This is a genomic window from Flavobacterium aquiphilum, from assembly GCF_027111335.1.
Lineage (GTDB): Bacteria > Bacteroidota > Bacteroidia > Flavobacteriales > Flavobacteriaceae > Flavobacterium > Flavobacterium aquiphilum.
Genome location: NZ_CP114288.1, coordinates 1,011,897 through 1,025,494, shown reverse-complemented (window position 1 = coordinate 1,025,494; position 13,598 = coordinate 1,011,897). Strand labels below are relative to the sequence as shown.

Here is a 13,598-nt window from a genome sequence, read left to right as displayed (position 1 = left end):
ATGCTGGGGTTCAGCATAAAAGATATGAGCGAAAGCGGGACCAATGCTTCCTAATATGCCAAATGTTTCTGCTCCAAAAAATCAGCAAAAAAAAATCTCGCCATTACTGACGAGACTTTATATTTAGTTTTTAATGCAAATTATATAATCAACATTGCATCACCGTAAGAATAAAATCTATATTGCTCCTTGATCGCTTCGTCATAAGCTTTTCTCATTAAATCATGTCCGCAGAAAGCAGAAACCATCATTAACAAAGTTGATTTTGGAGTATGGAAATTCGTAATCATACAAGTTGGAATAGCGAAATCGTGAGGAGGGAAAACGAATTTGTTTGTCCAACCATCGTAAGGATTCAGTGTATTTTGTGAAGAAACCGAACTTTCTACAGCACGCATAGAAGTTGTACCAACTGTACAGATTCTTTTCTTAGCGGCTTTGGCAGTGTTTACAATATCACAAGCTTCCTGAGTGATTTTTAACTCTTCGGAATCCATTTTGTGTTTTGACAAATCTTCAACCTCAACCGGATTAAAAGTTCCTAATCCAACGTGAAGTGTTACCTCAGCAAATTTAACTCCTTTGATTTCCAATCTTTTCAACAAGTGTTTTGAGAAGTGCAAACCCGCAGTTGGCGCAGCTACAGCTCCTTCTTCTTTGGCATAAATCGTTTGGTAACGCTCAGCATCTTCCGGAGTTACGTCACGGTTGATGTATTTAGGGATTGGAGTTTCTCCAAGTTCAGTCAATTTATTTCTGAATTCTTCGTAAGAACCATCGTAAAGGAAACGCAAAGTTCTACCACGAGATGTAGTGTTGTCAATTACCTCTGCAACTAATGAATCATCATCACCGAAATATAATTTATTCCCGATTCTGATTTTACGTGCAGGATCTACCAAAACATCCCAAAGTCTTTGTTCCGCATTTAACTCCCTAAGCAAAAACACTTCAATTCTAGCTCCTGTTTTCTCTTTGTTTCCATACAAACGAGCAGGAAAAACCTTTGTATTATTCAAAATCAAAACATCACCGTCATCAAAATAATCGATAAGGTCTTTAAACATTTTATGTTCAATTGTTTGTTTCTTACGATCTACAACCATCAAACGAGATTCATCTCTGTTTTCAGCTGGGTATTCTGCAAGAAGTTCTTTTGGTAAATTGAAGTTAAAGTGGGATAATTTCATCTTTTATATTTTTGATTTAAAATCTAGATTTTAGAATTTTTAATCCTAAAAAATAAACCGAGTGCAAATATACGATTGTGAGACAGGCGTTGTCAAGTGTTTAGCCGTTTATTTTTCCCTCTCCCCAACCCTCTTCAAAGGAAAGAGAGCTAAAACCCACAAAAGACTAGGTAAACGACCATTTGGTAATCGTTAAAAAACCAAGTTTTTTTAAATCGCTCCAAAAATCGGGATATGATTTTGAAACCACATCGGCATTATTGATAACAATTGGCACTTTTAATCCTAGTGGAGCAAATGCCATTGCCATTCTGTGGTCATTGTAAGTGTCTATTCGTATTTCCTCTTTAATATCATTTGTTGCCACCAAAGTCAGGCTATCATTGGTTACAGAAATATTGGCTCCCAATTTTGTCAATTCGATGCGAAGCGCCTCTAATCTATCTGTTTCTTTGATTTTAAGAGTATGTAAACCTGTAAGATGACAACCAATTCCAAGTCCCAAACAAGTAACTACGATTGTTTGAGCAATATCCGGTGTGTTATTCAAATCAAATTTTACATCTTTATATTCGAAATTACTTTGTTTGGTCAACGTAATTTTATTTCCTTCAAATTGAGAAGTAACTCCCATTTGCTTGTATATTTCAACTAAAGCCGAATCCCCCTGCAAACTTGTTTCTTTGTAACTGGTCAAAGAAATTGAAGCTGTATTTGCCAAAGCTACCAAACTAAAAAAATAAGAAGCCGAACTCCAATCAGACTCTACAGTCATCACTTTGGATTCTACTTCTTTCTTTGGATATACTTTAATAACGTTTCCTTCAAAACTGGTTTGGATATCCAAATCATTCAATAATGCCAAAGTCATTTTGATGTATGGAATTGAGGTAATCTCACCAACTAAATTCAATTCGATTCCGTTTTCCAATTTTGGTGCCACCAATAACAAAGCAGAAATATATTGACTGCTTACATTAGCAGGAATACTAACTTTTGAAGCAGTAATTTTTTGTCCTTTGATTCGGATTGGCGGATAACCTTCTTCTTTCTCATAAGTAATTTGTGCACCCAATTGTTGCAAAGCTTCGACCAAAACTTTGATTGGGCGTTCTGTCATTCTTTGAGAACCTGTCAAAACCACTTCGCGGCCTTCATTTACCGCAAAATACGCAGTAAGAAAACGCATTGCTGTTCCGGCGTGATGAATATCTACTATTTCGTCATTCCCCACCAAAGCTTTTTGCATTACTTCGCTGTCATCAGAGTTTGATGTATTGGCCAAAGTTATGTTTGGAAACAAAGCCTGAAGCAACAATAATCGATTGGTCTCACTTTTGGAACCAGTAATTGCAATTTGTTCGTTTAAATCGGTTTGGGAAGTCTGTACCAGTAAATTCATTATATTTTGGATGATAGGTGTATTTTGGCAAATTTATTTTAAAAAAAGAATGTACCAAAACTTTGTCCTCACTTATAACATTATTTTAGTTTATCGTTGTTTTTGTGGCGGTCTTTGTCACGAACGGATTTTAAATCCATTTTCTTGTCAAAAGCTGCCTGTAAATCGATTCCTGTTTGATTAGCCAAACACAATACTACGAAAACCACATCGGCCAATTCCTCACCAAGATCTTTGTTTTTATCACTTTCTTTTTCGGATTGTTCTCCATAACGACGAGCAATGATTCGGGCAACTTCGCCTACTTCTTCAGTAAGTTGCGCCATATTCGTCAATTCATTAAAATAGCGAACTCCGTGCTCTTTTATCCAGGTATCAACATCTAGTTGTGCGTTTTTCAAATCCATAGTTATATTTTTTTAAGAACAATTTTTTCGTTTTGGCTGGCGATCATTTTCTGGAAAAGTTCCTTTAATCCATTATAATCTTCAGCTGCAAAAATACTACTGTTAATCTCTTTTAAACTAATAATTTGAATTTTGTTTTCCTGATTTGATATATTTAAAGTAAATGATACTTCTTTGTTTTCAGATGAAATACGAATTGGTTTTGGTATTGATTCTACAACATATCCAGCAGGAATCTCAATATTCAAACTAAATTTTTCGAGCGTAGGATATCCAAAGTAAACTCCCATTTGTCTCTTTTCCTGATTGAAAGGATTTTTGGATCGGGTAAAAAACAACAACGGATTAACAAATATTTTTCCACCAATAATTTCCGATTGATTATCAGAAACAAATCCGAAAGTCTCTATAACAGGTTCTGTCAAATTAGTTGCTTTATTTTCAACCGTATAGTCCGAAATCTTTAAATCACCCAACTGCTCTTCGAATTTTTCAAGATAACTTTCTTTACTTTTACTAGCATTGTGAATACGAAAACTATATGCATCGTAATCCGTTTTTTGAATCCTTACTTTTCCCTCAAATTTTCCGGAATCATCTATTTTAACCATTACATTCGAAAATTCTTTAGACACAACTGAAGGATTTAAATCAATCTCCTGAGATGTCCCGTCACTTTTAATCAACCTTCCTTTCCAGTTTAAAACGTTTAATGGCAAAATATTTGGTGATGTAAATTTGTGTGAAGCGTCAAGTAATATTGGTTTGTCATCAATTCTGGCTGCAGCGATTACATAATTAAATCCTGTTCTTGTCGGATAAACAGGCACTCCATTTTCAACAGTACTTACCAAAACGGGATTTGTCTCGATACCTGCCAGCTTCAGCATATTTATCAAAATAAAATTAATCTCGGCTACGTTCCCAGTTTGATCAGTATATGCTTTTATGACACCTTTATCAGTATAATAATCGTTCTTTTCATTCCAATTCATTCTACCTTGAACATACTTAAAAATGATATTCAATCTTTCATCTAAGGATTGGGCATCGGTTACTAATTTCCTGACGTCTTCTAAAAGAAAATTTTTCTCCTCAAGTTCTTTTCCAAAATTTTTTTCTTTAAAAATAGTAGACGCAACACCTTCCCAAGTAATAGAATAATCTTTTACCGGTTGATCAGGATAACGAATTTGTTCTATCTCATGATGGATACAGCCTCGATAATTGTCTACATTATTCACATAAGGTTCATTAGTCAAAGCTGCTACATCTTTCCCTTTATAAAAAGTACTAATTTGTCTGTACGATAGTGTATTTGTACGCTGGTATTCGTCATCAAAACTCTGACTCTTATTTACTAATTTGGCATCTGTCTCTATTGGCATTGTCCCAATCAAAATAGGTTTGTAAATATAAAACTCAGGAATCTCGGTTTTGTATTCAAAATAATTTACTGGAATATCATACTGAATTTGAAAATCAGGAAGTTCTGTAATATTCTCTGACTTTAAAGTGTATTTGTATTCAATAATGGAGCCTACTTTTACATTGGGAAGCGTAATCATTTTTTCATTCCAATACTTATTCACTTTTTTCTTAAAAGCTCCCTGATTATCAAGATTTGTTTTTACAATTGTTCCATTTTCCAGATTATAGGTAACCCCGTTTGAAAATTCCAATCGGTCCTCATGGAGGTTTTCATATCCAATGTAATAATGCACTTTTTGATTGGCCCATTCGAGTCCTTCTTTTTTATAAATTTTAATTTTAAATTCATAAACATGATTTGCCGAAAAACCATTCTTCCTATCATAAGTAAAAAAAGTTTTTGCTTTTTTAAATAAGATGGCAGCAGGAGCAGCGGTATCTTTCGGGTGTATTTTTTCCTTTAATTCGTCAATTGTTACTTTACCTAACTCATAATTTTGGGCATTTATTTTTGACAAACAACAAAGCAAAAAAACAATTGCCAGCTTTACAAACTTCATATTATATTTTCTTTAAAACGATTTTTTCGGTTTCTTTGGCAATCATTGCTTTATAATATTCTTTTAGCATATCATATTGATCTGTCAATACAATTGCTTTATTAATCTGATGCAGAACACTCATTTGTATTGTATTTTCGTCAACCACAATATTGAATTTAAAATTTCCTAAATTATCTTCCATGTTCAGCGTTACAGGAGCTGGCAATGATTCAACTGCAAATCCATCAGGAATTTTAAGCGTTATGTTGTATTTATCTAGGAAAGGAAATCCAAAATCCACTGGATACTCTCTTTTTTCTTGATTAAATGGATTTTTATTACTTGCAAAAAACAACATCGGATTTAAATAAATTTTACCTTCGATTCTTTCGCATAAATTAGCTCCAGTAAAAGAGTAAGTTTCTGATGCCGGCAATTGCATCTCCTTTTCATTATCTCTGCTATATTCGCTGATTTCAATTTTATTATTTTTGTTTTCAAGCTTTTCAAGATAAATATCTTCTTTTTGCTCGCTTATATTTTTCCTGAAAACCATAGCGCTATAATCCGAACATAGTCTTTTTGCTTTTCCAGTAATTTTACCATCCGCTTCAATATTACAATTCATTAAAACAATATTACTTGATGGTTTTTTCGGCATCAACTCCACTTCTTCTGAAGTTCCGTCATTTCGAATTAATCTTCCATACCAATTCAATGCTCGGATAGGTAGAACATTAGGTACTGAAAATTTGTCTGTAGCATCAAGCAAAATATTTCCATTTGGAGTTTCGACTGCTGAAATAACATAATTAAAAGCAGTTCTATTAGGAAATAGTGCAATACCGTTTGAACGGGTACTCACTAATACCGGATTAGCAGTTAAACCGGAATAACGTAACATCGCTGTAAGCATTAAATTAATATCGGCTGTATTTCCAATCTTTTCTTTATACGCTTTTCTAACACCATTCTCACAACTATAACCAGTATAGTTATTCCATTTCATATTAGTTTTTACATAATTAAAAATAGTCTGTATTTTTTCTTCGGGAGTATTAGTTCCCATAATTATTTTTTTTAAATCCTCTTCGAAATATCCAGTTTTATTCAATTCAGAACCAAAATCATCATCCTCATAAATAGTTTTCACAACAGTGCTCCAACTTGTGGAATATTCTTTTAAAGACGAATTTGGAAACTGCATCGTTGACAATTCATGCTGAACACTTGAAATATAATTATTTATATTATTTACAAATTCCTCCTCTTTAATTGCAGGAAAATTTTCCCCCAAATAAGTTGTTTTAGTCTCAGTATAATTTATTACTTGATCAGTTTTATAAAAATAATTTGAGGTGTGATTCCTCGTCATTTCTCTGTTTTCTTCAACTGATACGGTTGTACTATTTGAATTCTTTTCAACCATGATTCGAGGAAATATAAAACCTTTTTGGCGTGTAGTAAAAGTCAAATATTCCGGGACAAAAGTGATAAATTGAGAATAATTTACGGGTATTTTTTCCTGAAAATCCCATTCTCTAATTATCGTAGGATTAGGAGTTTTGATGATATATTTAAATTCGATAACCGAGCCTTCCTTAACATTAGGCATGGCAATTTTTTTTTGGGAACGATATTTATTTACAACTTCATCAAAAATTCCTTCACTTTTTAATTTTGTTTTTTCAATTTTCCCATTAACTAAATTATAAGTAAAAGCATCACTAAACACTACTTTCTCCGAAAGATTACTGCCGTTATAATACCAAACATTTTGATTTGCCCAGTCTAAACCTTCTTTTTTATAAATTTTAATCCTTGTTTCAACTTCGGTAAGAGTAACAAAGCCATCATTTTTGTCGTATTCAATTCTAACCTTTCCTCTTTTATATAAAATAGCTGCCGTTGCTGACGAATCCTTTGGATGTGCTTTCTGCTCCAATTCAGCGATTGATACTTTTCCTAAACTAAGCTCTTGCGCATTAGCTTTAACAAAGCTTAAAGTTAATACCACAATAATAATCATTCTATGTAATCTCATCTTATTATATTCTTTTTAAAACGATTTTTTCGGTTTCTTTGGCAATCATTCCCTGATAATAATCTTTCAACATCGAATAATAGTCTGCAGAAACAATTGGAGTATTAATTTGATGACTAATAGATAACTGAATAATATTATCTGTGGTTTGTGAAATAAATTTAAAGGCTCCAATATTTCCTTCCATATTAAGAGCTGTAGATTTTGGAAGTGTTTCTATCATATATCCTGAAGGAATACTAATGTTGATTGTATAACTGTCTTTAAACGGAAAACCATAGTCAATAGGAAATTCCCTCACCTCTTGCTTGAATGGATTTTGTTCTTTGGTAAAGAACAACAATGGGTTGATATACATCTTTTCACCTATAATTTCACATAAATTAGCCCCAGTAAAAGAACAGGTTTCTACTATAGGCATTTTTACATCCTTTTCGTTTGCTCTTTTATAATCAGCAATTTCAATTTTTTCATTTTCATTTTCCAACTTTTCCAAATAATCTTCTTCCTTAACATTTTCAATCTCAGATCTAAACCTCATAGCGTTGTGATCTGTCCGTAAATATCTTAATTTACCAGTAATTTTACCTGAAGCGTCAACTGAATACACCATTGTTACACTATTATTTGAAGCTTTTTTAGGCATTAAGTCAACTTCTTCTGATGTCCCATCTTTTCTGATCAACCTTCCCATCCAATTCAAATCTCTAAACGGTAATACATTTGGAGTCGAAAATTTACTTGTTGCATCCAATAAAATCAATCCTTCATTGGACTCTACTGCAGCAATTACATAATTGAAAGCACTATGATTTGGAAAAATAGATATACCATTAGCACGAGTACTAATCAATACCGGATTTGCTTTTAAACCTGCAGAACGCAACATTGCTGTAAGCATTAAATTAATCTCAGCTACATTACCAGATTTATCTTTATAAGCTTTTTTAACTCCATCATTACAGGAATAGCCGTAGTATTCGTTCCATTTTACTGTAGATTTAACATAATTGAGAACAGCCGAAACAATCTCATCCTGAGTAGTCAATCCAGCAACAACAGCTTTCAGATCATTCTCAAAATAGCCAGTTTTATTAAGCTCAGCACCAAAATCATCATTATCATAGATAGTTTTTACAACAGCATCCCAATCTGTAGAATACGGCTTAAGAGGTTCATTTGGATATTTGGTCATCGATAATTCCTGCACTAAACTTGTAGTATAATTATCAATATTATTTACGAATGCTTCCTCCTTCATCGAGGGCATATCTTTCGTGATATAAGTAGTTTTAGTTTCTATGTACTCAATTTTATCCGTTGAGAAATTAGTGGTAGTTGTATTAAAACCTGACCCTGTCCTTTCCTTACTGGTAATAACAAATGACTTCGGAGATTTCTCAATATTAATTTGTGGCGTAATAAAGCCTTTCATTTTACTGTTATAAATAAAATACTCCGGAACATACGTTTTATATTCTACATAATCTACTGGAATATCATTTTGAAAGTAAAACTCTCTAAGAGTACCTATTCTATTTGATGTTATCCTATAACTAAATTCCACTACCGACCCTTCTTTCACATTAGGCATCGTTATTTTCTTTCTACTCCAGTATCGATCCATTTTCTCTTCAAACTCCCCTTCACTTTTTAACTTTGTTTTTTCAATTTTACCATCAACCAAATTATAAGTTACTGCATCACTATACAAAACATTTTCCTTTATTGAACCAGTTCCTGGAAGAAATCTTATCGCGTAATTTGCCCAATCATAACCTTCTTTTTTATAGATTTTAATACGCATAGCTACCTCAGTTATCACTTTAAAACCTTCTCCTTGAATATATTGAAACTTCACCTCTCCTTTTTTAAACAAAATTGCCGCTACTGCAGCAGTGTCTTTAGGGTGTTTCTTTTGCTCCAATTCAGCAATAGATACTTTTCCCAGTTTAAATTCTTGCGCATTCGCATTCAAACAAAATAGGATTAACAGTAAATAGGTCAATTTTTTCATTTTTTGGTTTAGCTTTTGGTTAATATTATTTTGGCGTTATCATTTCTTGAGATTTGTTCCATAAAAAGACGGAAATCATCGTATTCTTTATTAGTATACAAACCTTTTTTCAAAAGGAATTTTCTCTTATAAACGATATTGTTATTATCCTTTTTTATTATCTCAGTTTTATACTCTCCAAATTTTCCTTTAATTTCAACATCTTGTGGAAGGAATTCGATTAAAAAATTGACCGGCAAAGCAATCTCTATTTCATCTATATCAATAGATCCTCTTTGAATTTCCAATGGATTTTTTCGGTTTCTGATTCGTTTTACGCTTTCTTTTAATGGATTATAAGCATTTAGGGCAAACATCATTTTATTTGCAGCAACATTCCCATAGTTTACAGCACTTATTTCGGCATTTTCAGTAAAACTTATTTTATCTGAGTCGTTCTTGAAAGTGATTTTTTTGATCTTCAAATTATTAATTGTACTCCAATAATCTTTATAGAATTTCTCCATCTCGGTTGGAGAAAGCTTCTCATTATTAAATTTTTGATTATACTGAGTTCCTTCTGAAACAATTCCAATTTTTCCTGAAAAATCACCATTTTCATCTATCGAATAGGCTCCTTTACTGACTTGGGTATTAGATACATCTTCATAAATCTTTGTCCGCACAATTTCCCCTCCTTCAGGTTTAATCACTAAAACATCTCTGTCATCCGTAAATGTTCCCTGATAACCAAAAGGATCTACCTGGCTTGTACATTCCAAAAAAACATATTTATTATCAACGGGTATAGCTAAAATCATATGATTTCCTTGCATCGAAACAAACTCGGATTCAATATTCCTTTTTCTAGAGCCTCCATACAAGACCACATCATAAGCTGGCACATCTACCACATTAAGCAGGGCTTTTGTATAATTACTCAAAGCCTTACAATCGCCATATCCCAAGCGGTCAACATCACCCGCCAACATTGGTTTCCAACCTCCAATACCAACTTGAATACTGACATACCTGGATTTTCCCTGTACATATTTGTAAATGATTTGTGCTTTCTTTATTGGGTCGGTTTCTGTTCCTACCAATGCTTTGATTTTCAATTTGGTTTCTTCAGGTAAATCTGTTGTACCCTGCAGAATTTTCTCATTATACCATTTTCCAAATTCTGTCCAAGTTTTAGCATTACCATCTACACCTTCCAAATGAAACAATTCCAATCCCATCATCACCCTTGGAAAAAGATTACTAATTGATGGGCTCGCTACTTCTTCTTTTTGAGCCAAGATTTTTGTCGCTGTGTAAGAAAGCTGCGTTGGAGAATCAATAGTTTTTTTAATAGAATTCGAAAAATTAAATTCTTTGTATTTGAATCCAAGATTAGAAGGAAAACTCACATTGAGAATACTTTTTTCTATGCTTACTGCATAATCACGCAATGGCATCCATTGTGGAATAAAAGCGGTATTAGACGTTTCTGTTTCACTTTCAAAAACAACAGTAAATGGGTATTGGATTGGTGTATAATCCAAGTAAATATAGCGGTTATTAGAAAAAAGAGTACTTCCGCTAACGGCACTTACATCTTTGAAATCGGCTCTTTTTATCTTTTTTATTTCCTTCCCAAAAGCATCATAAACGGTCGCTAATATACTTTTAACCGGACTTGATTTATCATAATTTTCATTGGCGTCAACAGCATCTAAGCCATTTTCATTAAATACGGTTACAACCCGCTTGGTCTTGATATTCATACTGCGCTGAGATGCAATTACAATATCAATTTGATTCAAGCGAACGACAGCGTCGGCATTTTCTTTGAGACTGTCCGAGACAATTAATGCACTGTAATCACTTTTCTGTGCAAAAATAAATGTGGTGGTAAATAAAAAAAATAAGGAAACAATACGAGTAATTTTGTAATTCATAAGAAAAATTTAGCGACGAAATATAAGAAAATTTCGTTTAAATAAAAGCTAAATTTATTCTTTATTTTTACTGTCAATTATGATTGTAACAGGACCGTCATTGAGCAATAAAACCTTCATATCGGCACCAAAAATTCCGGTCTGTACTTTTTTCCCAAAGTCTTTTTCAAGAGATTTTACGAAAGCCTCATACATAGGAATTGCGAAGTCTGGCTTTGAAGCTTTTATATACGATGGACGATTCCCTTTTTTTGTAGAAGCGTGAAGCGTAAACTGACTAACAACAATTATTTCGCCGTCAACATCCTGAACCGAGCAGTTCATAACATCGTTCTCATCACCAAAAATTCTCAATTTAACAATCTTCCCAACAAGCCAATCAATGTCTTCTTGGCTATCGGCATCTTCTATTCCAACTAAGATCAACAAACCTTTTTGGATATCGGCCGTTTTTTGACCGTCAACAGTTACCGATGCTTCCGAAACTCTTTGAATTACTAATCTCATTTTTACTTGTGGTAAAAATTTAATTCTTTTAATACTTCAATTAAAGAATTTTTAAATTTTAAGTATGAAGACAACTTCTCCAATTCAGATAATTCAACTTTTTGACCTATTATCTGGTATAAATCAGAAATATCCAAACCCTTATTTCTTTTTCTTTTAGTCTTACCCTCTTTAGACAATCGTATAATTCCTTCTATTAAACCTTTCGGATCTTTTAACGTTTCAGGATCTAAATGAATGCCAAGTTCAGCATCACTTTCTTCAATACCTATCTCACTTTTCAAAAGATCTCTATCCACAATCATCCAAGATTCAGTCATTTGAATAGGGACAATTCCTACCATATTTTTACAGCAAGTAGCGTCTTTTTGACTTAACAACAATTCTTGTGCTGGAAATATTTTACTTTTAAAAGTATATTCATCATTTTTGTCATCTGCATCAGTATGGACAAACAAAAGTAGTATACTATACTTTTCAAATGCTAATTTTGATGCTTCTAAAACTTGCTCATTAAAACCAAGTTTAGTTTTACTAATACTAATTATTTCTAGTTCTACATCCACATCTCCCGTACAATCAAAAGCAACGTCTTCCAAAGTTCTTTTTACAACACTCTCTAAAAATCGATTATCTGTAGTTCCTTCAGTAAATAATCCAGTTAAAATAAAATTACTCATGTACTAAACAATATTATCTTCAAATTCCGCAGTTTGTAAATAATCTTTTACAATAGCAAGAGTAAGTTTTCGATCTTGTTCCGAAAAGATTAAATTAAGTTGGTGCAAACTGTCATCCTTAATTACTCTACTAATTTTAGTGGTACTAATTTTTAATCTAATATTATTAATCGCCGTAATTGTATTTCTCATTTGAGCATACCATATACTTACATCATTATCATTTCTCCATCTCATTAAATTCCCCACTAAAACTGGAGAATGAGTATTAACAATTACTTGTCTTAGTGGCATTTCTATTTCATTAAAATTAACGGATAAGTCTTTTAACAAATCAGTCATTGCTTTTATTCTAAATGGATGAATACCATTCTCTGGCTCTTCAAAACACAATAAACCAGTATGCTTGTCATCAAACTCCAAAATACACAGAGCCAAAATCCTCAAAGTCCCTTCAGACAAAACCCTTGATGAAAACTCTTTCTTTTCAACATCTTTAAGTTTAATCAAATACTGCTTATTTTCTTTGTCATCAACGACTTCAACTTCAGTAAAATTAGGCAAAAATTTATTCAACTTCCTTGAGATTTCCTTCAAAGTATAATTATCATCTTGCTTAATTCTATACAAAGCCGCAGCTAAATTTTTTCCACTTGTAGATATCGTATCTTCCCCATTATTTTTACTAGTAGCTTGACGCAGATCCTCAGGATTAAGTTGTAAAAATTTCCAACTTTTCATCTCCTCTTTTGCTGCTAAAACATGGGGAAAATCAATTGTATCAAAACTACTTAAAACAGTTCTTGTAGCATTATTCAAAGGAAATCTTCTCTTTACGCCTCCCGCTCCATCCTGAGGCACAATTACAGTTAAAAAACCGTTTTCAGTTTTAGTTTCAATATAAGGGATACCTCTTTTCCCTGTAATTACTTTAGGTCTCCAATACTCCAAAGTCTTTTTGGGAATCAAATTAATCCACTTATCTTCCTGATGATTTAATTTTATCAAATTTTCTTTTGAAACAAGTAAATCTTCAATTCCGGAAGAATTAGTAATTCTTTTAATTGACAATTCATACCTTAATCTAGTATATTTTAATATGCTTTCATTTCCCCAAGCGTCCTTTACATTTTTATTTACTAACATTTCGACTATAAACTCAATTTCATTAGCCAAATTATCATCTCCATATTGAGTAAATAATTCAATAAACTCACCCCTTTGTTCATTAAAAGCTTTCTTTAAGTTATCAGAATCAGCAAGCCTAGATAATAATGTCAATGAATCAAAAAGATTACTTTTCCCAGAAGCATTTGCTCCTGCAATTACTGTAAATGGAGTAAACTCCATTTCAAAATTATGAAATGATTTAAACCCATTTATTTTTATATACGTTATCATTTTATTGACATTAAATATTTGTTAAATCAATGCAATATAAGAAAATTATAAAACT

10 protein-coding genes are annotated in these 13,598 nt (G+C 32.6%); all 10 read right to left on the bottom strand.

Annotated features, from left to right (window positions below):
• Nucleotides 1–140 precede the first annotated feature (140 nt).
• The 10 genes from queA to OZP12_RS04205 all read right to left on the bottom strand — a co-directional run bounded on the left by queA (nt 141) and on the right by OZP12_RS04205 (nt 13,543).
• Nucleotides 141–1,190: a tRNA preQ1(34) S-adenosylmethionine ribosyltransferase-isomerase QueA gene (queA, locus tag OZP12_RS04250; protein WP_281227814.1), complete on the bottom strand. Its 1,050-nt coding sequence runs from the start codon at nt 1,188–1,190 to the stop codon at nt 141–143.
• Nucleotides 1,191–1,356: 166 nt separating this feature from the next.
• Nucleotides 1,357–2,592, bottom strand: a complete 1,236-nt coding sequence (gene aroA / locus OZP12_RS04245; protein ID WP_281227813.1) for a 3-phosphoshikimate 1-carboxyvinyltransferase — start codon at nt 2,590–2,592, stop codon at nt 1,357–1,359.
• 80 nt (nt 2,593–2,672) lie between these two features.
• Nucleotides 2,673–2,999, bottom strand: coding sequence for a nucleotide pyrophosphohydrolase (locus OZP12_RS04240; RefSeq protein WP_012022600.1), 327 nt, complete (start codon nt 2,997–2,999; stop codon nt 2,673–2,675).
• A gap of 2 nt (nt 3,000–3,001) precedes the next feature.
• Nucleotides 3,002–4,990 (bottom strand): DUF3858 domain-containing protein, encoded by a 1,989-nt coding sequence (locus tag OZP12_RS04235; protein ID WP_281227812.1) that lies wholly within the window; start codon nt 4,988–4,990, stop codon nt 3,002–3,004.
• A gap of 1 nt (nt 4,991) precedes the next feature.
• A complete protein-coding gene (locus tag OZP12_RS04230; RefSeq protein ID WP_281227811.1) occupies nt 4,992–7,016 on the bottom strand; it encodes a transglutaminase family protein in 2,025 nt (674 codons plus the stop codon).
• A gap of 4 nt (nt 7,017–7,020) precedes the next feature.
• Nucleotides 7,021–9,033 (bottom strand): DUF3858 domain-containing protein, encoded by a 2,013-nt coding sequence (locus OZP12_RS04225; RefSeq protein WP_281227810.1) that lies wholly within the window; start codon nt 9,031–9,033, stop codon nt 7,021–7,023.
• Nucleotides 9,034–9,041: 8 nt separating this feature from the next.
• Nucleotides 9,042–10,955, bottom strand: coding sequence for a DUF3858 domain-containing protein (locus OZP12_RS04220; RefSeq protein WP_281227809.1), 1,914 nt, complete (start codon nt 10,953–10,955; stop codon nt 9,042–9,044).
• Nucleotides 10,956–11,009: 54 nt separating this feature from the next.
• Nucleotides 11,010–11,462, bottom strand: a complete 453-nt coding sequence (dtd, locus tag OZP12_RS04215) for a D-aminoacyl-tRNA deacylase (protein WP_281227807.1) — start codon at nt 11,460–11,462, stop codon at nt 11,010–11,012.
• A 2-nt stretch (nt 11,463–11,464) separates the two neighbouring features.
• Nucleotides 11,465–12,142 carry a DUF4276 family protein gene (locus OZP12_RS04210; protein WP_281227806.1) on the bottom strand — a complete coding sequence of 226 codons (678 nt, stop codon included), beginning with the start codon at nt 12,140–12,142 and terminating at the stop codon, nt 11,465–11,467.
• A 3-nt stretch (nt 12,143–12,145) separates the two neighbouring features.
• Nucleotides 12,146–13,543, bottom strand: coding sequence for an AAA family ATPase (locus tag OZP12_RS04205; protein ID WP_281227804.1), 1,398 nt, complete (start codon nt 13,541–13,543; stop codon nt 12,146–12,148).
• Between the last annotated feature and the right edge of the window lie 55 nt (nt 13,544–13,598).